Origin of the sequence: Bifidobacterium sp. W8114 (genome assembly GCF_016101165.1) — a bacterium.
Classification (GTDB): domain Bacteria; phylum Actinomycetota; class Actinomycetes; order Actinomycetales; family Bifidobacteriaceae; genus Bombiscardovia; species Bombiscardovia asteroides.
Map to the genome: position 1 here is coordinate 295,955 of NZ_JACFRA010000001.1, position 25,482 is coordinate 321,436.

The 25,482-nt window shown below is 57.8% G+C and carries 19 protein-coding genes; 10 read left to right on the top strand and 9 right to left on the bottom strand.

Annotation, left to right across the window (positions count from 1 at the left end; genetic code table 11):
* Nucleotides 1-42: 42 nt before the first annotated feature.
* The 6 genes from H3T89_RS01240 (at nucleotide 43) to H3T89_RS01265 (ending at nucleotide 7,935) form a co-directional block, all read left to right on the top strand.
* Complete coding sequence (locus tag H3T89_RS01240; RefSeq protein ID WP_198215987.1) at nucleotides 43-2,061, top strand: ABC transporter ATP-binding protein; 2,019 nt, start codon at nucleotides 43-45, stop codon at nucleotides 2,059-2,061.
* Entirely contained in the window at nucleotides 2,062-3,819 is a 1,758-nt protein-coding gene (locus tag H3T89_RS01245) for an ABC transporter ATP-binding protein (protein ID WP_198215988.1), read from the top strand.
* Between the two features lie 442 nt (nucleotides 3,820-4,261).
* The gene (locus tag H3T89_RS01250; protein ID WP_015022038.1) at nucleotides 4,262-4,411 is read left to right on the top strand and encodes a hypothetical protein; all 150 of its coding nucleotides are present in this window, start codon (nucleotides 4,262-4,264) and stop codon (nucleotides 4,409-4,411) included.
* A gap of 731 nt (nucleotides 4,412-5,142) precedes the next feature.
* Nucleotides 5,143-6,057, top strand: a complete 915-nt coding sequence (locus H3T89_RS01255; RefSeq protein WP_198215989.1) for an ABC transporter ATP-binding protein — start codon at nucleotides 5,143-5,145, stop codon at nucleotides 6,055-6,057.
* Between the two features lie 31 nt (nucleotides 6,058-6,088).
* On the top strand, nucleotides 6,089-6,844 hold the full coding sequence (locus tag H3T89_RS01260; protein WP_198215990.1) for an ABC transporter permease: 756 nt from the start codon (nucleotides 6,089-6,091) through the stop codon (nucleotides 6,842-6,844).
* 323 nt (nucleotides 6,845-7,167) lie between these two features.
* Nucleotides 7,168-7,935 carry a TIGR00730 family Rossman fold protein gene (locus H3T89_RS01265; RefSeq protein ID WP_198215991.1) on the top strand — a complete coding sequence of 256 codons (768 nt, stop codon included), beginning with the start codon at nucleotides 7,168-7,170 and terminating at the stop codon, nucleotides 7,933-7,935.
* Nucleotides 7,936-7,953: 18 nt separating this feature from the next.
* Here the strand turns inward: H3T89_RS01265 and H3T89_RS01270 are convergent, their stop codons facing one another.
* From H3T89_RS01270 to H3T89_RS01280, 3 genes are all read right to left on the bottom strand, one after another.
* Nucleotides 7,954-8,631: an O-methyltransferase gene (locus H3T89_RS01270; RefSeq protein ID WP_198215992.1), complete on the bottom strand. Its 678-nt coding sequence runs from the start codon at nucleotides 8,629-8,631 to the stop codon at nucleotides 7,954-7,956.
* 73 nt (nucleotides 8,632-8,704) lie between these two features.
* Nucleotides 8,705-9,916: a succinate dehydrogenase/fumarate reductase iron-sulfur subunit gene (locus tag H3T89_RS01275; RefSeq protein ID WP_332461039.1), complete on the bottom strand. Its 1,212-nt coding sequence runs from the start codon at nucleotides 9,914-9,916 to the stop codon at nucleotides 8,705-8,707.
* Between the two features lie 128 nt (nucleotides 9,917-10,044).
* Nucleotides 10,045-11,946, bottom strand: a complete 1,902-nt coding sequence (locus H3T89_RS01280) for an FAD-dependent oxidoreductase (protein WP_198215993.1) — start codon at nucleotides 11,944-11,946, stop codon at nucleotides 10,045-10,047.
* A 78-nt stretch (nucleotides 11,947-12,024) separates the two neighbouring features.
* Here H3T89_RS01280 and H3T89_RS01285 point away from each other — a divergent pair, with 78 nt between their 5' ends.
* Entirely contained in the window at nucleotides 12,025-12,369 is a 345-nt protein-coding gene (locus tag H3T89_RS01285) for an MGMT family protein (protein ID WP_110417336.1), read from the top strand.
* Here H3T89_RS01285 and H3T89_RS01290 read toward each other — a convergent pair.
* The 6 genes from H3T89_RS01290 to H3T89_RS01315 all read right to left on the bottom strand — a co-directional run bounded on the left by H3T89_RS01290 (nucleotide 12,285) and on the right by H3T89_RS01315 (nucleotide 19,725).
* Nucleotides 12,285-13,946, bottom strand: a complete 1,662-nt coding sequence (locus H3T89_RS01290; protein ID WP_198215994.1) for a DNA-processing protein DprA — start codon at nucleotides 13,944-13,946, stop codon at nucleotides 12,285-12,287. The genes H3T89_RS01285 and H3T89_RS01290 overlap by 85 nt on opposite strands.
* A gap of 1 nt (nucleotide 13,947) precedes the next feature.
* Nucleotides 13,948-15,534: a YifB family Mg chelatase-like AAA ATPase gene (locus H3T89_RS01295; RefSeq protein ID WP_198215995.1), complete on the bottom strand. Its 1,587-nt coding sequence runs from the start codon at nucleotides 15,532-15,534 to the stop codon at nucleotides 13,948-13,950.
* The gene (locus tag H3T89_RS01300; RefSeq protein WP_198215996.1) at nucleotides 15,534-16,052 is read right to left on the bottom strand and encodes a YraN family protein; all 519 of its coding nucleotides are present in this window, start codon (nucleotides 16,050-16,052) and stop codon (nucleotides 15,534-15,536) included. Before H3T89_RS01300 ends, H3T89_RS01295 begins: the two co-directional genes overlap by 1 nt.
* Nucleotides 16,053-16,862: 810 nt before the next feature.
* The gene (locus H3T89_RS01305; RefSeq protein WP_198215997.1) at nucleotides 16,863-17,858 is read right to left on the bottom strand and encodes a DUF5692 family protein; all 996 of its coding nucleotides are present in this window, start codon (nucleotides 17,856-17,858) and stop codon (nucleotides 16,863-16,865) included.
* Between the two features lie 82 nt (nucleotides 17,859-17,940).
* Nucleotides 17,941-18,564, bottom strand: coding sequence for a TetR/AcrR family transcriptional regulator (locus H3T89_RS01310; protein WP_198215998.1), 624 nt, complete (start codon nucleotides 18,562-18,564; stop codon nucleotides 17,941-17,943).
* A gap of 270 nt (nucleotides 18,565-18,834) precedes the next feature.
* Complete coding sequence (locus H3T89_RS01315; RefSeq protein WP_110417332.1) at nucleotides 18,835-19,725, bottom strand: pyridoxamine kinase; 891 nt, start codon at nucleotides 19,723-19,725, stop codon at nucleotides 18,835-18,837.
* A 287-nt stretch (nucleotides 19,726-20,012) separates the two neighbouring features.
* Here H3T89_RS01315 and H3T89_RS01320 point away from each other — a divergent pair, with 287 nt between their 5' ends.
* The 3 genes from H3T89_RS01320 to H3T89_RS01330 all read left to right on the top strand — a co-directional run bounded on the left by H3T89_RS01320 (nucleotide 20,013) and on the right by H3T89_RS01330 (nucleotide 25,117).
* Nucleotides 20,013-21,332: an O-acetylhomoserine aminocarboxypropyltransferase/cysteine synthase family protein gene (locus tag H3T89_RS01320; protein WP_198215999.1), complete on the top strand. Its 1,320-nt coding sequence runs from the start codon at nucleotides 20,013-20,015 to the stop codon at nucleotides 21,330-21,332.
* A 192-nt stretch (nucleotides 21,333-21,524) separates the two neighbouring features.
* Nucleotides 21,525-22,412, top strand: coding sequence for an ABC transporter ATP-binding protein (locus H3T89_RS01325; RefSeq protein ID WP_015022017.1), 888 nt, complete (start codon nucleotides 21,525-21,527; stop codon nucleotides 22,410-22,412).
* 11 nt (nucleotides 22,413-22,423) lie between these two features.
* Nucleotides 22,424-25,117, top strand: a complete 2,694-nt coding sequence (locus H3T89_RS01330) for an ABC transporter permease (protein ID WP_198216000.1) — start codon at nucleotides 22,424-22,426, stop codon at nucleotides 25,115-25,117.
* Nucleotides 25,118-25,482 lie beyond the last annotated feature (365 nt).

A 25,482-nucleotide genomic window follows, 5' to 3' on the forward strand; every position in this document is an offset into this window, starting at 1 on the left:
GCAGCGAACGACAAGAGTTTTGGATGAACCTGGAGGAAAGAGATGACCACAGATCAGGCGGATTCGAGAAGCAAACCGGATCCTGCAGAAGGTAAAGCACAGGGTGGGGGAGGTGCGCCTAATCGTGAGAGGTCGCATGGGCGTAGTTCCCTCAGGCGGCTGCTTGATTTCGCCGGCCCTCGTAAGGTGTTCTCCTATCTCGGCTGTGGTCTGTCCGCCCTCTCCACGATTGCCAGCCTTGGACCCTATATCTGCATATGGCTGGCAGTAAAAGACCTCCTCGCCGTAGCGCCGAAATGGTCCCAGGCCACGGGAATTGCCATATACGGATGGGCCGGATTGGGGTTTGCGGCGGCTTCCGTCATTCTGTACTGTGCAGGACTGTTGATGGCGCATCTGGCAGCCTTCCGGAGTGCCTCCAACATGCGTAAAGAGGCCATAAGCCACCTGATGAGCCTGCCCCTGGGGTATTTCGATCTCCATGCTTCAGGCGAGTTGCGCCGCACCATTGATGGCTCGGCGGCCGACACCGAGAATCTGCTTGCCCATATACTCCCCGACGCGGCTGGATCCTTCGCCATGATTCTGGGCATGCCGATACTGATGCTGGTCTTCGACTGGCGTATGGGCCTGGCCTGCCTTTTCCCCATTCTGATAGCCCTGGTCTGCATCCGTGTCATGATGAACGATCAGGGACAGTCCTTTATGACGGAATACCAGGATGCGCTGGTGCGGATGTCGAAGACCGGGACCGAATATGTCCGTGGTATTCCGGTCGTCAAGGTCTTCCAACAGACGGTGTACTCCTTCAAGGCGTTCCATGAGGCCATCGAACATTACAGCCGAATAGCAAGGAACTATGCCATGCAAATCTGCCACCTGCCCCAAACCATTCAGATGACGGCTCTGAACGGGACTGTGGTTTTCCTTATTCCTGTAGCCATCCTGCTGGCTCCGGGGCGGGGTGACTTCACCTCTTTTCTGGCCGATTTCGCCTTCTACGCCGTCTTCTCGGGCATGGTTCCCACAGCCATGACCCGTCTGCAGTTCTCCAGTGAGTCCTTCAACAAGGCCGACGACGCTTTGGACAGAATCACCGGTGTGCTCAGCATTGAGTCCCTGACGGTAGCTGCCGAAGCGGGACATCCGAAGTCGGCGGATGTGTCCCTGGAACAGGCCTCGTATACCTATCCGGGTGGCGGTCGTCCAGCACTGAATCGGATTGACTTCAAGGTGCCGGAGGGTGGAGTGGTGGCCCTGGTCGGTCCCTCGGGAGGAGGGAAATCGACCTGTGCCAGTCTGGTGCCACGCTTTTGGGATGTGAACTCGGGCAGGGTCGCTGTGGGCGGCATTGACGTCAGGTCCATCGATCTCCACGATCTGATGGGGCAGGTCGCCTTCGTTTTCCAGACCAACAGGCTCTTTTCGACGACTCTCCTGGAGAACGTCCGCGCAGCCAGACCGGAGGCGACTGCCGAGCAGGTCTTGGACGCATTGAGAGCGGCTCAGTGCATGGACATCGTGGACAAGCTTCCCAATGGGCTTGACACCATGCTCGGTTCAGGAGGAACCTACCTTTCCGGGGGAGAGGCACAGCGCGTGGCCCTGGCCAGGGCAATCCTCAAGGAGTCTCCCATTGTGGTCCTGGATGAGGCGACCGCTTTTGCCGATCCCGAGAACGAGGTCCTGATACAGAAGGCGCTGACCAAACTGACCCGGGCTGAAGGGGGTCAACGGCGAACCGTTCTCATGATTGCCCATCGTTTGTCGACTGTGGCTCACGTCGACCAAATTCTGGTGTTGGATGGGGGTCGCCTGGTTGAGCAGGGCACTCATCGCCAGCTGCTTGATGCGCAGGGTACCTATGCCCGTCTCTGGTCTGAATACGAACGGTCGGTCTCCTGGAAGGTCGACAACTCTCCGAAGGCTGCCGGCGGAGCTGGTCAAAAACCCGCAGGCTCCACTGCGGGTGATGAGCACAACGTTCCCGGTGTCGAATCATTAGCTGCGGACTCGTTTACCGGTGATTTCGACATGCAGAGGGAAGGAGGTGAGGCATAAGTGCTCGCCTCATTCAAGAAGAAGTACGCCCTGTCCGACCAGGGCATGAAGATCGTGGTTCTGGGAACGCTGTGGACCACACTGACCAATCTGATTATCATGGCGGGAACCGCCTCCCTTCTGCTGGTCATGAAGGCTTTCGTCGAGCACCTGACAGCTGGGGCGCCCCTGCCGGAGATCTTGCCCTATCTAGCTGGTCTCCTGGTCTTTGCCCTCATTCTCTTCGGCTCCTCCTGGTTCCAGTACAGTTACTCCTACGGTGCGGTCTTCAGCCAGACCGGAACTCAGCGGATCAACTTGGCCGAGAGACTGCGCAAACTGCCACTCTCATTTTTTGGGCGGCGTGACCTAGCTGATCTGACCGATACCATCCTGGGTGACGTGGCCACCATGGAGCATGCCTATGCTCATGCCTTGAGCCAGCTCTACGGTGCAGTCGTCTCATCCGTCCTGATATTCCTGTCGCTTCTGCCCATCAATTGGGCTCTTGATCTGGCTGCGTTCTGGAGTGTGCCGGTGGCCTTCGCTATCATCTTTGCCACTCGACGATTTGTTGAAGCCTCGTCACGGCGCACGAGGCAGGCCCAGGTGCGGGTCAGTGACGGCATTCAGGAGGCGCTTGACTGCGTTCGGGAGATTCATGCCACCAACCAGGAAGACAGGTATCTGGACAGGCTCTTCTCGACCATCGACGACACCGAAGCCACTACAGTCCGAACCGAGATGACCAATGGTCTTATAATGAACTCCGCCATGGTGGTTTTGAGGTTGGGTGTGGCAACGACCTTCCTGGTGGCTGCCGGATTGATTATCCAGGGCAGGATCGACTTCATGGTCATGTTCCTCTTCCTCCTGATGGTCTCACGGATCTATTCGCCCTTTGATCAGGCGCTGATGCTGGTTTCGGAGCTCTTCCAATCCCAGGGCTCGGCCCGGCGGATCCGCTCCATCACCGAGGAACCTGTAGCCGGGGGTAGTACGGAATTCCATCCCGATGGGCACGATATCGTCTTCGACCACGTTGCCTTCTCCTATCCCGGCCTTGCGGGTAAGGCGGCAGGTGAGCCGGTTCTTGAGGATGTCGGTTTCACTGCCAAGGAGGGGGAGATTACGGCCCTGGTCGGTCCTTCGGGGTCCGGTAAATCGACCTGCGCCCGCCTTGCGGCTCGCTTCTGGGATGCCGCTTCAGGTTCCATCACCGTAGGAGGGGTGGATGTGAGCCAAGTGGATCCGGAGGTTCTCCTGCGAGACTATGCCGTGGTTTTCCAGGAAGTGATGCTCTTTGATGACACAGTCTTGGGCAATATTCGGATGGGTCGGAGTGGTGCCAGTGACGAGGAGGTGTTGGTTGCGGCCAAGGCCGCCAACTGCGACCAGTTCGTTTCGCGCCTGCCACAGGGGTATCAGACGATGATTGGGGAAAACGGCTCCAGGCTTTCCGGAGGCGAGCGTCAACGAATCTCCATTGCCAGAGCCATCCTCAAGAATGCCCCGGTCGTCTTGCTTGACGAGGCTACCGCCTCCCTGGATGTAGAGAACGAGACGCAGGTGCAGGAGGCCCTATCGCAATTGCTGGTGGGCAAGACGGTCATGGTCATTGCCCATCGGATGCGCACTGTCGAGCAGGCTGACAAGATTGTGGTTCTTGACCATGGGCGTGTGGTCGAGCAGGGTTCCCCGCAGAAGCTTATGGCAGCAGATGGTGAATTTGCGCGGATGGTTCGCTTGCAGGGAGAGAGCGCAGGCTGGTCCTTATAGAAAGAGCCTGGATCGGCTGCATGGAGGAGCCAGGAAATCAGGTTCGTTCTGCAGGAATCAAGGCTCATCAGGTCCTTGAGCATCGCGGGCAACATCAAGCTGTCCCTGCTCTAGGCAGGGACGCCAGGCAAGGGGCATTCGGGAAGAATCGACCAGGTGGTGGACTCTCTGGGCATTGGGTCTATACTTGGCAAAACCGCTTAAATGCTCCGGTGGGAGAAAAGCAGAAACAGTTTTCGCGCGGGCCGTCATTATGAATTCCGAGGCTGTTCTTGCTGATGAGCCCGCTGCCACTCTCGATTCAGCGAACAGGTCGAGGATCATCGCTCTGCTCTTTGGCCTGAACTGCGATTCGGGATCCACAATCGTCACCGTTACGCACGACGCCTCACTGAATGACCAACATGATCGAATCATCAAACTGCAACGAAAGGCCTAGAACATGGGTTTCTGGATTATGGTATTCGCGGCTTTGCTTGGCTTGGCGCTGATTGTTCGGGGATTCGTATTGGGCAAGAAGGACAAGCGCTGGTTCGTGCTGTGCATATTGGGCGCAGCAAGCCTGGCGTTAGCCGTTTGGCTTGCTATATGAGCACCCGGTGAAACAATGTCGGCCGCCAACATCGGGTGAGGATAAGTACAGATCGCTGTCGGGTGGGACTGAGTGTGCCCGGTATGCGGCTGGACGTACTGCGCATGGGGGAAACCTGATAGGTTCAAGCAACTTGTAGTTCTGCTTGGGGTGCTTCGTGGGAGGGATCGATTCTTCCCAGTATAAAAAGAGTCTGACATGGCCTCTTCCATCTGTAGAAGTCGGATAACGGTTCTCGTTGCGGCAAAAGCAACGCCCAGCAACCTGCGAGACACATTGTTTCCGCTCGGGGAATTCCGGCATTTGAGATTCAGGCATTTGAGCAAATCGCTTGCTGAAGCCATGGATGAGGAAACCAGGTTCTGGGAGATAGTGTTTTGTTTTGCCAGAGAGGCTGCGGGGGGGGGGCTGCAGATGTCTTATTAGGGGAACCGCAGAGATTCCGTATTGCCGATGGCTGATCGAATTAATAAGTGAGTTTTTTCTTCTTTCTATGAATGTGTGGCAGATACTGGTGGTTCGCTCGATTTGTCAATGCGTTGAGTTACCTTTTCCTCATTAGATTTGTGGACAGGTACTTGAACATTAGGTCATAACTGCTAGTGGTTCTGATGCTGATATATTTCAATCACCATTGGTGCTATTGTTTTTGTAGAGTGTCTGGCAGGTTTGGCCGCTCAATGCAATGAAACTTTAACGAACCGCTGTACCTACCATAAAGGGTGGCACCAATGAATGCTGCTATAGAACTTGGCAATCTAGTCAAAGAGTATGAAACGCCAGCAGGGGTTATCAAGGCGCTTGATCACCTTAATTTAACCGTCCCTGAAGGGGGCATCTTTGGTCTGCTGGGCCCTAACGGTGCCGGAAAATCAACAACGCTAGAAATGGCTGTCGGCTTGAGAAAACCGACTTCCGGAACTGTCAGCATATTCGGCAGAAATCCGCAGACCTACTCGCAGTGGATCCATCGGCGGGTGAGTATTCAACCCCAGGAGTCCACAATCTTTCCCCAGGAAAGAGTGGGGGAGATACTGTCATTCTGGGCCAGTCTTTATGATCACCCGCGCGACGTGGATCAAGTCGCAAAATGGATGGGCTTGGACGAATTGCTGCTCCGCAAAGTAGCGAAATTATCAGGTGGACAAAAACAGCGACTGAACGTTGGTTTATGCATCATAGGGCGGACGAAATTAGCCATACTTGACGAACCTTCCACTGGTCTTGATGTAATGGCTCGAGACGACCTTTGGAAGGTGCTCCGGTTTTTGGCTGAAGAAGGTACGACGATTGTCTTATCGACACATGATTTAGATGAGGCGAGGATTCTGTGCCACGAAGTTGCGGTGATAGATCATGGTCGGTCTGTGGCCCAAGGCAGCCCGGAGGAACTCATAAGGAGACATGCCAATGGAACGCTGATATCCTGCCAAGTAACGCCAGATGGAATATCGGACCTTGTAAGCGTGCTTCGAACTTTTGGAGTACCGGAAGTCGTTGATAAGACAACCATCTCAATACGTGCCGACGATACGGATCCTGTTATTGCTGTGCTGTCGAGCAATCCTGCGGTTTCCCAATTGCGTATGAACGAGCCCAGCCTTTATGACGCCTTCGTGAAGTTGACCGGGCATGATTTTGAATAGTTGATGATACTCATTTTTGGTAGGACTCCAGATGACACAAAAACGGGATCTTCGCCCCCTGTTGGCGCTACAGACTCGTGAACTAATCAGGAACACTTCATACTTTATTTTTGTCATAATTTTCCCTTTTGCCATGGCGGGAATGTTCCTTCTCATGTCCGAGATGATGAAAGGACAGGCTGATGCTCCGGACTTCAGCCCATTCGTTATGCCCATGGCGCTCTTTCTGGCAGTGACCGGTACAGCTTTGACCATGACCGCAGGTCCTTTGGCCGAAGTCAGGCAATCAGGAGCCCTCCGGGTACTTTCAACAACACCGATTCGAAAAACAGACTATTTGATGACGTATCTGGCTGTAAGGCTCATTATGGCGACCGTGCAGATCCTTGTCATAGTAGGCGCTTCGGTATTGCTGAATCTGCTTCCTTTTAGGGATGTAGGTCGAGTTTTTGTCGTGTCCTTATTGGGCCTGGTCATGTTTCTTGCCTTGGGGTATTTAATGGGTGGCTGGCTTTCGTCACCGCAGTTGGCAACCAACTTGGGAGCTCTCGTGCAACTGTTGGCTTTGTTCCTCAGTGGCCTGGCCATACCCTTCGCCATCCTTCCGGATTGGTTGACGAATGTTATCAGATGGATTCCGTCGACTCTCTTTGGAGATCTCATTTTCTGGGCATCAAAAAATCCTCTGCAGCAAACGGGCGCCACGCTTTCAACCTCCATCGTGCTTGCCGTTACTGCAGTGCTTGTATTTTTGGCGGTTCGTAGTTTCAAATGGGATGTGGAGTGAGTTTGGAACACAGAGTGTCATTTATTAAGCATGTATGAAAGTTGAACTATTAAAGTAGGTTGTAAGTTGTCTGTGCCACCAGTCATTAAGACGGTTGGAGGGCCAAGCCAGGTTTCTTCTCTCAGCCATTGTCCATGTCCGGAACTACTTCACCATACCCTCAAGCTGATTTTATTTGTCCATTTTGCCGTAAGCGGCTGTCATGATCTCTTCTGCTACAAATCTGGCCTTGCCGTAAGCCGGGCGGCGGGGGCCGCTATCATGAGAGCCGGAACAGGATCGAGCGGGTCCTTCGGATTGGGGCCCGATGAAGGAATGCGTACATGGCGGATATGGTTGACAATCACAATGACGACGAAGGCCCGGACCTGGGCAGGACCTACCACAGCGGTCCGGTCATCATGCGCGGGCCCATGATTCCTGAGGCGGACGCCAATGCTGGTTTGCTCTCATCGGGCGGTGACACGGACTGGCTGCATATGGATCCCTGGCGGGTGCTGCGCATCCAGGCTGAGTTCGTCGACGGGTTCGGTGCATTGGCGGAGCTGGGGCCGGCAGCCGCCATCTTCGGTTCGGCACGGACCGGCAGGGAGGATCCCAACTATACTGCTGCTCGCAAGATGGGCGGCGACTTGGCCAAGGCCGGTATGGCAGTCATTACCGGGGGAGGGCCTGGCATCATGGAGGCGGCCAACAAGGGCGCCGCTGAGGTCGGTGGCAAGTCCGTCGGCCTGGGCATCGAATTGCCCATGGAGCAGGGATTGAACCGCTGGGTGAATCTGGGCATCACCTTCCGCTACTTCTTCGTGCGCAAGATGATGTTCATGAAATACTCCTCGGGCATCATCGTCTGCCCCGGTGGGTTCGGCACCCTGGACGAGATGTTCGAGGTGCTGACCCTGGTCCAAACCCATAAGGCACCCAGCATGCCCATCGTCCTCTTCGACAGGGCCTACTGGCAGGGGCTCTTCGACTGGATTTCGGACACGGTGAAGCAGCGGGGCATGATCTCTGATCTGGACCCCGATCTGGTCATCCGCACTGATGATCCCGAAGAGGCTGTCCAGGCTATCCTGCGTCACCGTGCCTGAAAATTAGGCGAGCGGCAGTCAGCGGGCGCGGGTGGCCATGATCATGCCCGTGCCGATGGGCAGCAGGCAGGATTCCCAGGCATCGTCTTTGCTTATGTCTTCCATGATGGTGCGTAAGGTGGTCGTTTTCTCGGATCTATTGGCCGGGTTGAGCACGCCGCCCTTGTCAGGCTCGTCCAGCAGATCGAAGGCATCGGTAAAGATCAGCTGTCCCCGGTCCTTGAGCAGGCGCGGGGCCTGGTCCATAACCTGTTGGTAGTTGTCCCCATTGCCCGAGACGACGATAAGGTCGTAGTCGCTGGGGTTGAGCCTGGGAAAGTAGGTTCGGGCAGCCGCGTTGACCGCCCGCAGCCTCATGCCGGGGTGGGCTTTCTCCATTCCCGCGAATATTTTTTTGACCAGAGAAGTGCCTTGGGCTGTGGAGTCGACGGCGGTGAACTGGCCATGACCATGCAGGCCTGTCATCAGGCGCAGGGCTTCGACCACGGAGCCGTTGCCGACCAGAATGATGGATGCCGGAGCGTTCCGGCCAGCCAAGAACTGCAGGAAGGCGCCTTGAGACCGGGAACATTGGGCGAATCCGGTCTCCGAAGCCTTGTTTCGCAAGGTCTGCAACTTGTCGGATTCGACATTCAGAGCGCTCGCCTCGGCGAATTCCCATCCTCTGGCGATGTTGTTGTACGAGGTTTTGTCCATGCTAACCATGGTAACGACTAGAGGGCACAAGCCTGTCGCCAGTTCATGCCGCCCTGTGTATGCATGAGTCTGACTACTCCTTGACGGCTTCGACCAGCTTCCACATCTCTTCACCCACGTCGATGCCTCTGGGGCAGGGTCGGGTGCAGGCCCGTATGGACTGGCATGCCTGGATTCCGTCCACCTGGTCAATGGCCTCAAGACGTTCCTGCCGATGGCTGTCGCGGGAATCGTTGATGAATCGAGCCGCTGCAATCATGGCTGCTGGACCGGCGAAGGCCTCACCGCCCGCATAAATAGGACAGGCGCCCTGGCAGAGCCCACAGGCGATACAGGTGCTGAGCAGTTCATACCGGGACAGTTCCTCCGGGGTTTGCCGGTATTCCGACGATGGTTGTGTATCGGCCGCTTTTGATTGGGCTGCTTGGCTCGCTGCTTTGGCTAACGGATCCTGGGCGGAATCATGGGATTGCTGCTGACCGGATACGGTGTGATTTTGGTTGCTATCAGGAGAGTAATCATCATGGAGCAGATAAGGCTTGAAGCGTCGAATCTGCTCAAACATGGCATCGGTGTCTACTATAAGGTCTCTGAGCGGGGTGAAGCCGGGGAGCGGGCGAATCTCCACTGCTGAAGATTCTGCATGGCCTGATGTTTTAGTCGGGTGTGGTGGATCTGTAAGGTCTGTAGCTTTTGTAGCGGTTGCAGTTTCCGTAGGATCTGTGGCCGAGAAGTCTGTGGCTGTTGTGTCAGAGACCGAATCCGAATGCGACGACGACGGGGATACGGCCTTTTGGGGGGTCGCTGCACGAGTGTGACGGAAGGCAGGAGGCTGTTGAGCCTGTAGGCTTCCAGTGGCTACACCGGGTGAGGTGTATGCGTTCGGCATGGTCTTGGACGCAGACAGGCAGTCGGCGATGGTGGCTGTGCAGAGCAAATCCGGGCGGCCGTTGATGAGTACGGCATCCGACCCGCACATGCCATGTCCACAGGAGTACCGGAAGTTCAGTGTGGGATCCACCTCTCGCTTGATCTGCAGAAGGGCATCCAGAACAGTGCGTTGAGGGGCAATGCGGATCGTATACTCCTGCGTCCAACGACGGCCTCGGGCCCGTCGGTTGCTCGTTGCGGCGAAAGGGTTGCTTTTTGCGAATGGGTTGGTTCGTGCCGGACGCTCTGATTGAGGTCGTGGGGTAAACCGGGCTATTCGGAAGGTCACCGGACGAGGATCGCGGTCCGGTGCGGATTCCTTGAATCCGTCTAAGCCGGTGGACTGTGATGTCACGGTTGCTCCTGTCCTTGCCGGGATATGGCCCGATGCCCATTGATGTGCGCGGACTCCATCCTAATCCCTGACTGATCAGGATAGGTGTCGAGTATATGCCTGACTGGACAGATTGGGCTCAGTGTCCATCAATAGTTGCGGCCCTTGGGAGGCATGTCGACGATATGAACAGGCTGCCAGGAGACGTCTTCCTTGGCATCGATCATGGTGTGAGCCAGATAGTGTTCGTCATCGCGCTGCGGATAATCGCTCCGGTACAGAGCACCGCGGGATTCCTGACGCCGCAGGCTGGCGTTCAGCACAGCCCGGGCCAGGGTCAGCAGGTTGTCCACCTCCATGATGGCGGTCACCTCCTGGTTGAATACTGCTGTACCGCTGTGCGCACGTAGCTGTCTGGCGTCGTCATCCAGTTGATCCAGGCCGCGCAAACCCTTTTCGATGCTGCCCTGATCGCATCGGACGGCAACGGCCTCCTCCATCAGCCGTCCCAGTCGATCCATCAGCCCATAAGGATTGTTCAGGTTAGCATCGTCATCGGGCTTGGATTCTTCGTCTTGGTCGTCAGCCAATGCTGGTTCCGAGGGGTCGGTTTTACTTGCTTTAGACAGCAACTCATCCAGGAAGGCCTGACGCCTTTGCAGGACCTGCGTGAGTGAAGGTGCGTCGGCCATGTCGTTTGGCTTGTCGGAATCGGCCATGGCGGCGGCGATGGTCTGTCCGGTTCTGGCGCCAAAGAGGCAGGCATCCAGCAGTGAGTTGCCGCCCAGCCGGTTGGCTCCATGAACGCTGACACAGGAGCACTCCCCAGCAGCGTACAGTCCGTCGACGATTCGACGGCGGCCATCCCGCCAACGATAGACGCGGCCCCGATCGGTGATGGGGATGCCTCCCATGGTGTAGTGGGCGGTGGGTTTGACCGGAACCATATCCACAGTTGGATCCAGATGGGCGTAGCGATGGATGGTTTCGGTGACCTGGGGGAGCAGAGCAGTCATGCGCTGGCCGTCAATGCCGGTCATGTCCAGCCAGACGCAATCATGAGGTCCGTCAGGGTCCGATGGATCGGCCACTCCGTGACCTGCATCAATCTCGGCCATGATGGAACGGCTGACCACATCCCTGGCGGCAAGGTCTCCGTGCCCCGGCGCGTAGTCCTGCATGAAGGCTCGTCCCTGACTGTTCTTGAGCACGCCACCTTCTGCCCGGGAGGCCTCCGAAAGGAGGATGCCAGTGTGGCCCAGGCCGGTGGGGTGAAATTGGATGAACTCCACATCCTCCAACTGCAGGCCGGCCTGCAGGGCGAGCGCCATGCCGTCACCGGTCAGATCCCAGGAGTTGGAGGTCGTATGGAAGAGTCGGCCGGCCCCGCCCGTGCACAGGACGATATTGTCGGCTTGGATGGTCTGCAGCTTGCCGGCATGGGTGTCCAGGACGATCAGTCCTCGGGCATGGCCGCCGGATTCGTCGTCAGCGGGCGGGTCAACGACCAGATCAGTCACATACCATTCCTCAGCGAACTCGACTCCCTGACGCAGACACTGCTGCCAAAGGGCGTGCAAAATCTGGTGGCCGATACGGTCGGCTGCATAGGCTGCTCTCCTGACTGGATGGCCACCATAATCCGCAGTATGGCCTCCGAACTTCCTCTGGGCGATGTGACCGTCTTCAGTTCTTGAAAAGGCCACTCCGTCATGTTCCAGTTCGATGACGATGCCCGGGGCCTGCTCGGCCAGAATCCGCACGGCGTCCTGGTCAGCCAGCCAGTCGCTGCCCTTGATGGTGTCGTAGTAGTGCCAATGCCAGTCGTCCTTTTCCTGATTGCCCAGGCTGGCCGCGATACCGCCCTCTGCTGAGCCGGTGTGGGAGCGTAGAGGTTGCAGCTTGGAAACGACCAGGATCCTTGGCATTAAACTGCTTTTGCTCTCTGTGTCCTCTAAAGCTCTATACAGTCCCAGAGCCGTTGACAGCCCGGCCGCTCCGGCTCCGACGATGACGGCATCATAGCGGTTCTTGACCTTCTGCGGATTCATACCATTGATACTGTCACGACCCGTTGATAGTGGCGTCCCGTCAAGTCCATGTCTGCTTGGGCGGGCAGAATGGATTTCATGACCGAGCTTTCCTTCTCCCAGCAGGTTTATCAGGTCGTCAGGCGGATTCCTCGCGGCAAGGTGGCCACCTATGGCCAGGTCGCCTCCCTGACTGGACATCCGCGCAACGCCAGGTTCGTAGGTTATGCGCTTCATGACAATCCTGAACCTGGGGTGATTCCCTGTCATCGTGTGGTCTTCCGTGATGGTTCTCTGGCCCCGGGATTCGCCTTTGGCGGTCCTGAACGTCAGCGTCGGCTGCTGGAGGATGAGGGTGTTCATTTTGTTCCTCCCCGTGGCGATGATCCGGCTGGCGCCGACGGCTGGGTAGTGGATTTGGATTGTTGTCGCTGGCAGGCCTGACTCTTCGGGTGCTCAGCCACGACGCATCCGTCCTGCAGCTTGATCAGGCCACGAATCTCCAGGGATCCCAGCAGTTGCATCAAATGCCTGACGGAGAGCCCACGTCCCTGCTCAGCCAGTTCAGCGCGAAGCCGGCCCGTCATGGGCGGACCGTTCCGACGCTGACAGTTGCGGATCGTTGCCAGAACTGTTGCCTCTTCCTTGGTCAGGCGCTCGTCATCCGCTTTTTTGCATTCATTGTCAGTCGCTAAATCTGATGGCGGAATTGAAGAATCCTCTCTGTGCTGAGAGTGGGTTGGAGGTCCGTCTCTACCGGTCCGGGATTGTTCGAGCACAGTTGAGTGCAGTTGACCGTCGTGGATGGTTTGCGTCGGATGATTGGAGTCAATCGTCGGTGTGCGCTGCCTGCTCTGCCTGTTCATTTGATTATCACGTGATTCGGCGGTATTGACTGAAGTGGAGGCTTCTTGACGGACGGACCTGCCAGGGTGAAACGGTCCATGGGCAGGGTGGCAGATGTCTCGGATATCGGATGCCGACAGGAGCAGCTCCGCTTTCCCCTCATGGATGAGTCGGTTGCAGCCGGTGTTTTCCGGCTGGTCGATTCTACCAGGAGCAGCCAGCACTCGGCGACCCAATTCCACGCCCCAGTTGGCTGTGTTCAGAGCACCGGATCGGTGCCGTGCCTGCGCCACTACGATGGTAGAGGCAAGAGCGGCGATGATCCGGTTTCGTAGTAGGAACCGACGCGCCTCGGGGATTGTGGCGGGCGGCAGCTCGCTGATCAGTGCGCCGCCATCTGCCTCAATGTTCTCGAACAGACGGCTGTTGCGTTTGGGACCCATATGCAGCAAGCCTCCGGCAAAAACGGCGACCGTACGTCCGCCATCAGCGGCAAGGGCTCCCCAGTGGGCGGCGGCATCCGTACCCATGGCCCCGCCGGAGACGACCAGGTGGCCTTCGCCGGCAGCCTGTCTGGCTATTTGGTGAGCGATGGATCGGCCATATTCGTCACATGTTCTTGACCCGACCACGGCCAAGGGACGATCACAGCTGGTCAATGTTCCAGGATTGCCTTGTCCCCACAGGCAGAGGGGAGGAGCCCAATCAGAGCGGCGTGCCAGGTCATCTACTTGGCCTGGCCAACACGGATCGCCTGGGGTCATCACCCAGAATCGGCCTCCGCCGGTCATCATGGTTCGCACCTGGTCGGTGTCCATGGCCAGTAAGGGTGTCAGGCGTCTTCGCCAGGAGTTGCTGATCTTGTGGAACCGGATGAGGTCTTCAGGGCTCGTTTGCCGTCCCCACCGAGCCGTCCCCTTCAGAAAGCGTTCATCCAGTCTCTTGCGAGCTGCATCATGAGGGCCGTCATTCTCCGACGTGTTCGGCGCTTCAAGTTCAATCAGGTTTCGGCACAAGTCGGCCGCTCGGGCCGAGCCCAGAAGACAGGCAACCATAAAAGCATCGGGGCCATCTGCCGCCAGAGTTAGCACGGTTCTGGCAAGCCAGTCGCTTTCGACCATGGTCATCGATCGCGGCTGGCCGTCGGGCATGGTCTTCATCAAGGGTCCGGTCATCTTAGACGGCCCTTGTCCTGAGTAGGAGGCCGGTGGTCACATCGTCGGCGTCGGGGCTGGTCCGCCCGTCCAGGTCTGCCAGAGTCCAAGCCAGGCGCATGGTCCGGTCTGCACCGCGCAGACTGATCCGTTGCCTGCGCAGGGCCTGATCAACGACCGAACGTGCCCTGGCTGATGTGTTCCGGCGCAGCCATTCGCCACTGATCTGGGCGTTGCAGATCCAACCTTCCTTGCGAAAACGCTCTTTTGCCGTCTGGCGGGCGCGGGTCACACGCTTGCGGATCTGAGCGCTGCGCTGGCGTGGACGGTGGTCATCGAATCCCGGGTCGGTCACCGGCGGGACTGTGGTCTGGATGTCGATGCGGTCCATGATGGGTCCCGACAGTCTGTTCCAGTAACGGAGGCGCTCGCGGGCTGTGCAGGTGCATCGCTCGCCGGTGCCGTATCCGTATCCGCAGGGGCAGGGGTTGGCAGCCATGACCAGCTGGAAACGAGCCGGGAAAGTGGTGTTGCCCTTGGCCCGGGACAGAAAGATACGCCCGATCTCCAGTGGTTCGCGCAGGGATTGGATCACCCGTGGAGAAAATTCCGGAGCCTCGTCCATAAAGAGGACCCCGCGATGGGCACGGGTGATGGCACCAGGGGTGGCCAGTCCGGCGCCGCCCCCGACCATTGCAGCCATGGAGATCGTATGATGTGGGGCCTCAAAGGGTGGCACATCGGTGATGCCATACTGGCTCAGCGTGCCACAGAGGGATCGGATGGAGGCCACTTCCAGCTGTTGAACAGCATCCAGGGCGGGCATGATGCCGGGAAGCCGTTCAGCCAGCATGCTTTTGCCGGCTCCTGGAGGGCCGACCATGAGCATGTGATGACCGCCGGCTGCTGCCACCATCATGGCCCACTTGGTCTCCTCTTGGCCGATTACGTCAGCCATGTCCGGCTTGGGCGGAGATGGGTCGGAATTGGTGGAGGAGTAGTCTTCATGACCCGGGTTACTGGGGTGCATACTCGTTATGGCCGTTGACTTGTCGGCGTTCTTGCGGCTGTCTGCTTTGGGGACGGTGATCCTGCTTCGCCCGCCCAAGGCCTGGATAAGCTGACCCAGGTGACATAGTCCCACGACCTCGATATCTGGAACCAGACGGGCCTCGTCAAGGTTGTCTGCAGGGACGAAAGCCCGTGTGATTCCCTGGGCTCTGGCCTGCGTCAGGATAGGCAGCAGACCATTGATGGGCAGAATCGTGCCGTCCAGGTTGAGTTCGCCCAGGATGACCGTATGATTCAGGCCTTCCGTCGGCAATGCCCCGCCGGCTTCCAGAACACTGGTCGCAATGGCCAGATCATGTGAGGAGCCATGCTTGGGTTTTGAAGCAGGGGACATGTTGACGGTGACCCTGGTCTGCGGCCACCGGAATCCACAGGCTGAGCAGGCGGATTTGACCCGTTCGCGTGACTCCGACAAGGAGGCATCCGGCAGGCCGATGATGGAGAAGTAAGGCAGCCCTGGGGAGATGAAGGACTGCACGTGGATGAGAAAGGCCTTGAGACCTATCAATCCCACGGATTCAGCAGATCCAAGACGCATCAGAAGGCCTCCCTGGTGTGTCTGAGAAAGACTGATCCCGGATTCCAACCGCCTCTGCTTGAACGGTTGGAGCCATTGACAGCCTGGGTGGAAGTCTGATAGGAAGCGAGGGGATAGGCGCCCTCGCAATGCATGTGGCTGTCAGGGTCGGACTTGACTGACAGGCTGATGACATCGAAACGGGTGCCACGATGTCGTGCGCCGGGATCTCGGTCGTGGCTGATCAGCCATTGGACTGCTGCGCGACGCAGGTGGGTCTGCTTGCGCGGACCGACAGCCTGTTCCGGGGAACCGAACCGACCGGTGCGTCTGGTCTTGACCTCTACGAATACCAGAATTGACTCGGAATCCAGGGCGATGATGTCCAGCTCGCCGAACCGGCTTCTCCAATTTCTGGCTAGGATTTTCCAGTTCCGTTGCCGCAACCACTGGCAGGCGTAGTCCTCACCCAATCGTCCGAGCTCTCGGCTGTTGATGTCACCGGCCCTGATTTGTCGTTCAATATCTGCCAGTTCCATGCCGATAGATTCATGGTTGCTCGTATCTGATTCATTTGTCCAAGATTGCACGTTTTCTGGATCATCAGCGGATTCTTTGAAATCGGGCAGAGCGCTTATGGGCTGTGCGATCGATGGGTCTGCAATTATAGCCTCGGCATCAGTTCTCTCGTTCACGTCATTGATGACTGTGTGGTGATTGGTTGGTCTGGTCAGTGCTTGTGTGTCCATGTTTCCAGGAGACCACTGGAAGGAAGTCGGTGACTAGTCGAACCAGGCATGTGGTCGAACGAGCCTGTGATAGCAAGAAGGTGGACGAACGAGTGAATTTCCGATGCTGACCTTGTATCGATTGTACTCATCTCTGTATCAGTAAGGGAGGTGGATACAAAAAAGAAAAATATTGAAACAGAGATGAAAATAGAAATGATGGAAAATAGAAATGAGAGAAAGCAGAAACCAAGGAAGCAGAAACGAGCAGCCCAAGGAAAAGCGAGCAGGCGAGGGAAGCAGGGCAACAGGCAAAGGACTCAGCGAACATGCCAAAAAGAGCCGGTGACGGTTTCCGCTGTTGTCCTGCAGCTGGATGAGGGAACCAGACATTAAAAAGAATTGAAGGAGACCAGGAGGCGCAACCGGTGGATTCCTGAGAAGCACCTTCCGTGCTCCTCTTGTTGAATTGCCTTATGAACAATACGGCTAACTGGTTAGATAGCGATCGGATTTCTGGTCGATAAAGATGCTCTGATTGAAGCGAATTAGACGGGTGTGACGCGGCCCCTTGGAAACCACGTCACACCCGGTTAGCGCCTAATGGACCGGTTGAAGGAATCAGGCCGCGGTGACCACATTCATGTCGGCACGGGCAATGGCCTGATCGAAGTCCCTGGTGCCCTTGAAGACCTCCCGGGTCCAGGGGTTGATGTGCTGACGGCGCGCACGAACCAGGATGTAGCCCAGTGCGAGCACATTGGCGGCCAGGGAGAGGATGGAGACCGTCAGGTTGACCCCGGCCTTGTTGACCGACTGGGTTGAGAAGACCGAGTAATCCTGGAACATGGGCAGGACCTGAGCGAACATGCACCAGATGGCCAGGGTGTTGGCCCGGTTCTGGATCCAGCCCCCCTTGTTCCAGAGGAAGTTGGCGAAGGTGGGCGCCAGGAGGAGGGCCAGGCCGCAGTACCAGGCATGGTTGGGCAGGCAGTTGTAGGTGTAGCAGAAGTTCCACAGGTCGTAGGAGATGATGAAGACCCAGGTCATGTCGGGCCAGAGCATGTCGCGACGGTCCTTGGAGGCATAGATGCCGAAGATTCCGGTCATGCAGAAGATGTTGATCAGGCCTGCCACCCCATTGAAAATGTTGTGCCAGCCGCCCATCAGGGTGATACCCTCGGTGGACACCCAGGTTCCGCCCCATCCGCGCAAGGCGGATTCGAAGTCGGAGACCACTGCGATCAGGATGTTGATGGCGACGATGATGAAGGGGAAGCACTTGAACCAGTGGGACTTGCCGATCTTGCCCCACCCGTACTTGAGGGCCATGAAGCCGATGCAGCCGGCGGTGGCGGCATAGAGCTTGGCATAGTGGAACCAGCTGGTCATATGGACGTAGGTTGGGTTATGCAGCGCCCAATCGGCACCGAAGGCCGCCGAGACGTAGATGGTCAGGAAGTACGCGGTCAGGGCAGCGGGAATGGCAAGGAAGCAGATGATGCCTCCCGTCTTGCTCCGCCTGGCGACTTCGTTGAGACCGATCAGGCATGCGAAGACCAGAATCCAGCCCAACCATTGGTAGGGGGCATTGGCTCCGTAGACTTGGAACAACATGACGATGTCCTTTCTTCTGTTCTGTGTCAGGTGTTCGTTGGTTTGGTTCTTGGCAGCGGATGTCGGGAAGGGCACCGTCGCCTTACAGGTAGGGCTCCAGGTGGAGGGTCTGGGCGGCCATGCGGATGAAGGTTTCGTCGCTGGTGTCCGGCTGCACCCTAAGGAGGGTGATGAACCCGGAAATCAGGACGATCAGCATTTCGCGCACATGGTCGATGGGCAGTTGATCCTGGTGGTGCCTGGCGAAGTCCTGAACCGCCGTCCGGCAGAAGTAGTCGGCTATGGCCGTGGAGACCTGGTCCACGAATCGCGTGTAGAGCCCTCCATTGCCCGAGTGGATCATCTGCTGTCGGAGCGGGCTGTTGTCGGCGATGATCGACCGGGCCACCTGTACGACGGTCTCCAAAGCTCCTTTGACATCACCGGGTGTCCGCTTCCTGTTCCATTCCTCCATTCGGCCCAGAACCTGGTTGACGGACTTGTCCACCATGGCCTGGGCCAGGGTCTCCTTGTCGGGGAAGTAGTGGTAGAAGAGGGACCTGGTCATCCCCACCTGCTTGGCGATGTCCTTGATGGTGATGTGGGAGAATCCCTTGTTCCTGCAGATATCGATCACAGCCTGGACGATTTCGTCGCTTTTCCTGGACCTCTTGCGTGAAGGTCGCGGAGCGAAAGCTGACTTGTCTTCTGTAGCTGCTGCCTGCATGGTTACTTCCTGTCCTTCCGGAGTCTGACGACCCCAGGAACTGAACTTTGACACTATGTCAACATTGACAGCTCAAGTATAAAACCGACTTTGACAAAGTGTCAATTTCGTCTGGATGTCTATCTATAGGCAGATACCGAGTTTCACCTCATGCTGAGGACGGGGGTTATAGGAAGACCCCGAAGCGCAAAATGCTCCGGGGTCCTATGGAAACCTGTGATTAATGGATTTATATTTATGACGCCATGACCTCAGGTGCAGGCGACCGCCTTAGCCGACCAATCCGGTCAGCAGGCCCAGGTCCAGCTCGAAGCTGACCCCGCGTTGCTGATAGTCAGGCTGGTTGCGTGTATGCTGCATGGCCGAGCGGACGAATTCGCCGGCGATCCGGGCGGCATCGGCCAGGCCTCGTCCTGCAAAAAGCGCCCCGCAGAGGCTGGAGGCGAAGGCATCGCCGGTTCCGTGGATCATGAAGGGCAGCTTGTCGTGGATCAGTTCGGTGCGCCCGCTGACTCCGCCGTGATCTGCCGAGGCCACGAAGTTGCGCAGCTTGCCGTCCTTCCGGTCGATGCCCTTGATGATGACGTTTTTCGCGCCCATGTCCAGCAGACGACCTAGACGCTCGCCAACCTGGGCATCGTCGAGGTCCTGGCCTTCGTAGTCGATGCCGGTCAGCAGACTGACCTCGGTCAAGTTGGGCATGAGCAGGTCGGCTCCATCGACCAGATTGGTCACGGCCCGGCACATCTCCTCGGTGTAGGTGGGATACATGGATCCGCCATCGCCCATGACCGGGTCGACCAGCCGCAGGGCTTTGGGATATTCCCGATACATGCGCTGAATGATATCTACCTGCTCGGCGCTGCCCAGGAACCCGCTGTAAATCCCGTCCAGTTCGACACCCTCCTTCTGCCAGGCATCCAGGTATCCCGGCAGCATCTCGGTGGTGTCGTGGAAGGTGTAGTCCTTGAACATGGTGTGTGCGCTGAACAGGGCTGTGGGCACCGGGCACACGTCACATCCGGCTGCCGAAAGGATGGGGATGGCGGCAGTCAGCGAGCACTTGCCATACCCGCACATGTCATGCACGGCGGCGACTCGGGGTATGTACTTGCTGTCGCGCTGGTAGAGCCTGTTCTGATCGTCAGTCTGTCCGGCCATCTTTCGAACTCCTTCATGCCTGCTGAGGCTGTTCGCAGCGGAGCCTTCTCCGTTGCTTACTCGACTCTACAGCGGAGGGGTTAAACGGGCACCGCCGCGTGTGGAATACCGAGATGAAAAAGGCCCGCTTTCAACCTTTTGGAAGCTGTTATAAAAAAGGACGATATCGAAAAGTCCTTTCTGGCTTGAACTGGTGGGCTTGGGCCGCTTATGGTCACAGTCAAGAACTCAGACAAGGATGAACCTCCCACGGGTACTTCATTCATCAGAAACAGATAGGAATCGACATGACCGACCAGAACCCGCACAAGTACCATTTCGAGACGCTTCAGCTCCACGTGGGTCAGGAGCAGGCCGACCCCGCCACTGATTCCCGGGCCGTGCCCATCTACGCCACCACCAGTTACGTCTTCCATGACTTCGACCACGCCGAGGCCCGGTTCGCGCTGAAGGACCCGGGCAACATCTACGGCCGTCTGACCAACTCCACCCAGGGGGTCTTCGAGGACAGGATCGCCGCCCTGGAGAACGGTACCGCCGGTTTGGCCGTGGCCTCGGGAGCGGCAGCCGTGGAGTATGCCTTCCGGAACATCACCCAGACCGGGGACCATATCGTGTCCTCCAAGAACATCTATGGCGGCACCTTCAACCTGCTCAAGCACACCCTTCCCCGCGATGGTGTCGAGACCACCTTCGTGGACCCTTCGGACCCGTCCAACTTCGAATCGGCCATCCAGGAGAACACCAAGCTGGTCTTCTTCGAGACCTTCGGCAACCCCAACGCCGACCTGCCCGACTTCGAGGCCATCTCCAAGATCGCCCATGACCACAACCTGCCGGTGATCGTCGACAACACCTTCGCCACTCCTTACCTGTTCCGGCCGCTGGAGCACGGAGCTGACATCGTCGTGGAATCGGCCACCAAGTTCATCGGCGGCCATGGCACCACCCTGGGCGGGGTCGTCGTGGAAGGCGGACAGTTCGACTGGGCGGCAGTGCCCGGCAAGTTCCCCACCTTGACCGAACCCGACCCCAGCTACCACGGTCTGCGCTTCTACCAGGATCTGGGGGCTGCGGCCTTCGTCACCCGCATTCGCGCCATCCTCCTGCGTGACACCGGCGCCGTCATCTCGCCCTTTGCAGCCTTCCTCCTCCTGCAGGGGACCGAGACGCTCTCGCTGAGGGTTGAGCGCCACGTTGAGAACGCCCTAAAGGTGGTGGATTATCTGCAGACCGTGCCGGAGGTGGAGTCGGTCAGCCACCCGGCCATCGAGGGCCGCCCCGACCACGAGCTCTACAAGCGCTACTTCCCCAACGGCGCCGGGTCCATCTTCACCTTCGATCTGAAGGGCGGCAAGGATGCGGCCAGGGTCTTCATCAACAACCTGCATCTGTTCTCCCTGCTGGCCAACGTGGCTGATGTGAAGTCCCTGGCCATCCATCCGGCATCGACCACCCACTCCCAGGAGACGCCGGAGGAGCTGGAGGATCAGGCCATCCATCCCGGCACCATCCGGCTCTCCATCGGCACGGAGAACATCGAGGACATTCTGGATGACCTCAGGGGTGCCTTCCAGGCATTGAAGGAGTCCGGTCTGGCCAAGTAACCGGCAATCATACTTCCTTCCTGGTCACGTATATGCGTGATATACGACCGAGAAGGCGAGAAAACAGAAGGTGCCTGTCGAAACCTCATTACGTTTCGATGGGCACTTTTGTATATGCCTCCCCTTCCTTCTCCAGTGGCAGACAGTACCTGACTGGTCAGGCGGAAATGTTCTGGTGGGTAAGATGGGGGCATGAAACATGGAGCAAAGACGAGGGCGTCTTCTGATTCGTCGTCCGGTGCGGGGAAACCGAGGCAGATAGCTCAGGTGGCCATCAAGGCCAAGGGACTGACCAAGGACTATGGCAGTGGGGAGAACCTGGTCCATGCCCTGCGGGGGGTCGACGTCGAATTCGAGCGGGGCAGGTTCACGGTCATCATGGGTCCCTCCGGGTCGGGCAAGTCCACTCTCATGCATACCTTGGCCGGCTTGGACACCGTTACCTCCGGACACGTCTACCTGAACGCCGATGCTGCCGGGGTGAAGGGCAGGCGGACCAGCCGTCATGGAGGGCGGAGGGGAGTGGTCGACCTGACCAAGCTCAACGACAATCAGCTGACTCTTTTGAGGCGCCAGAGTCTGGGCTTCATTTTCCAGAGCTTTAACCTCCTGCCCATGTTTACGGCCAAGCAGAACATCCTCATGCCTCTGATCCTGGATGGGGCCAAGCCGGACACAGCCTGGTTGGATGTTCTGGCCAAGACCCTGGGCTTGGAGGAGAGGCTGAGCCACCGACCCAGCGAGCTTTCTGGCGGTCAACAGCAGCGCGTGGCCATTGCCAGGGCACTCATCACCAAACCTTCCATCGTCTTTGCAGACGAGCCCACGGGAAACCTGGACACAGCCTCCTCGACCGAGGTGCTCAGCTTCCTGCGGGATTCGGTCCGCGAGCTGGGGCAGACCATCATTATGGTCACGCATGATGTTTTTGCGGCCTCCTTTGCCGACCGGGCTCTGGTATTTGCGGATGGGCGCATCGTGGCCGACCAGGACAGACCCACTGTGGATTCCATGAACGCCTTGCTCTCCGAGGAGGTCTTGGGATCCGCAGCCACAGCTGGCTCGGCTGCTCATCGCTGAGGGGAATGCTTGTGTGGTTCGTTGCCAGAAAAATGATGCGGCATGACCTGGGCATGATGGTTCCTGCCGGCATCGCCATTGTTGTCGGAACACTGTTTATTGCCATGACCTTCCTCTTCGGCAACACCATGGACGTTTCCATGCGGTGGATGGTCTCATCCGATGCTGCCCAGGCCAATTACGCCATCATCCCCGCGGAAGGGAGCCATCCTGACCAGAAAAGGGTGAAGGACTTCAAAACCGAGGAGCTGGCAAAGGTCCCAGGCGTTCACGCAGTCAGATCAGACACGCAGCTCATGGCGGATGTCCGCGCCGGCACGATCAAAAGCGAGAGCGTGATCGCCATTCCCATGGCGGATTCATCACTGATGCCGGTCGGTCTTGCCAAGGGAACCTGGCCCAGCGCCGATGACCAAGTGGTCCTACCCGGGCCGACTGTGTCCAGGCTCAAGCTCTCCTTGGGCGACAAGGTGAATCTGAACCTGTCGCCCAACATGCTGTATGTCGCCGAGGACCTTGGGCCGAAAGGGCAGGCCGGCGCTGACCAGGTGGCGGGCAGGTTCATATCGAAGCCCCTGACCTTGTCGGGCGTCAGCTCGAACCAGGGCAACGAGGGCGGCGAATTTGGCGAGTCGGGCGGCGCAATAGTGCTGACCCCCAAGACCATAGATGTCTTTATGGTTACAGCAGGTCTTGGTGGCATAGGTAACCTGTATGCCCAGAACGTTTACCTGAATGTTGGCGGGCAGGGCAGCGACCTTGATGGGAGTCTGGCCTCTCTGCGCAAGCTCATGCCTTCCGGCTATTCCCTTGAGGACCGTCACACTATGGAGGACCGACTGGTCAAGACCGCGCTCGGCGGTTCCCAAAACCCCGTCACCACCTTCCTTCTGGTCTTTGGCACCCTGGCCATGTTTGTGGCTGCCACAGTCATTGCCAACACCTTCCAGGTCATAGTCGCTCGGCAACGTCGCTACCTGGCCCTCCTGAGGACGATAGGCGCCAATAAGAGCCAGGTAAGGGCCAGCGTTCTGATGCGTTCCATCATCCTGGGCGCTGTGGCATCCCTTATCGGGGTCGGCGCCGCCATCGGCATCATGGCCATTCTGGGTGCAGCCAAGGCTCATACAAGTTCCCTCTACTTCCAATTGAAGCTGACTCCGGCGGTTATCCTGGTGCCTCTCGTTTTCGGCATCGTCGTCACGGTCCTGGCCTCCCTTGGCTCCTCTTGGGCCGCCACCAGGGTCAGTCCTTTGGAGGCGTTGAGGCCTGCCGATCTTCTGGAGAACAAGCGGACGAGCAGGATACGTCTGTTTGTCAGCGTGGCCATGATTCTGCTGGGCGTCGCCATGACGGTCTGGTCCCTCTGGCAGGTCAGGCTCAATGTTACGGCAGACAAGGCCAGCAAGCCATCCGGAGATGGGCCGAACATTGTTGCTGCTATGGCTGTCATCGGCATTGTCCTGGCCTTCCTGGGCATCCTTTTCAGTGCAAATCGTTGGATTCCTTTCCTGCTCAAGGGAGTCGGGTCCCTGGTTTCTCGAATCGGGCCCTCGTCCACAATCGCTGTGGCCAACATCGCTCGGAACCGCTCCCGTGTGGCGGCTACGGGTACCGCCCTCTTGATTGGTGTGACACTGGTTGCCACTCTGAGCACAGGCGCCGCCAGCGCCAAACAGACCATGGCCGACATGCTGGATGAGCACTACTCGGTCGATCTGCAGATCAGCGCTGATGGCTTGGATGCCGAGGCTCTGAACGCCATTCGTCGAATCGACGGGGTTGCGCAGGCCGAGCTGGTGCCCCAATATGCCGCCATGGTCAAATCAGGTGGCGAGAACGGTGCGGGAATGACTATTTTCGCTCTGGATCCACACAAGATCGATTGTCTCCTGAACGCCAAAGTCGGCAAGGATCTTTCCGGACAAGATGCCCTTCTTCTTCCAAAAAGCCTCATGGACAAACAGAAGGATTTTCATGACGGCGGGAATCTGGGACTCAATATACTCAACCCGATTCAAGGCGGCGCTCATGGCGGATCCGCATCGGTGGCTCAAAGACTCTTCGTGACCAGTGTCTATGCGCCTTTCCAGGGAATTGATGCCAACAATATATATGGCCTGACTGACTCATCCTTGCTAAATGGCATTCAGCCTCAGACGGTGCAGATCTGGGCCAAGATCGATGGCTCGCCAACAGTCTCGGCATTCATGGACAAGGTGAAAGACGCGCTTTCTGGGTATTCGGCTGTTTCCGTCAAGGGTGGGTTGGCTGAGAAGCAGCAGTGGGATCGGACCATCGACAGCCTGCTCATGATCATCCTGGCTCTTCTGGCGGTGGCGGTTGCCATCGCCCTGATCGGCGTGGCCAATACGCTTTCCCTTTCGGTGCTGGAACGCCGGCGGGAGTCCGCCACCCTGCGGGCCATTGGGATGACCCGGAAGCAGATTAGACGGTCACTGGCTGTGGAATCAGGGCTGATAGCCCTGGGGTCGTCCTTGTCTGGCATGGTCCTGGGCCTGCTCTTCGGCTGGGCTGCAGCCTATGAGATATTCTCCTCTCTGGGTACGGTGGCTTTCCCCATTCCCTGGTCCACCGGGCTGGTGATTCTGCTGGTGGCGCTCGTAGCGGCGATTCTGGCAAGTGTTCTGCCCGCAAGGCGCGTCAACCGGACCCCACCGGTCGTGGCTCTTGCTGAGGAATGACGGCAAGCAGCCTTCATCCTGGCATGCTTTGGTCGGCGTCGGGAATGAATGACTCATTCTACCGGGTGATGATTTCCTTGATGCTGCTCGGAAACGATTCAGCTTGAGCTAAGGAAGCTCGTTATTCCTGTAGTCAATCAAGGAGATCTAGGCAACAGCCTCAATTCCTTGGTCCGATGGTTGCATGTCTTGTGACTCATGTCTCTTGTGCTGAACATGATTCGCTTCATCTCCGCAGATGTCCATTCCCGCAGCCCCGCGTTGAGTTGGATGGTGTCAGCCTAACAGGAGGACTTCTTCAGCGCACTCATCCGTAAGGATGATTATCTTCATCGCTCCCAGGGAGCATATCGCGGCAGCCGATG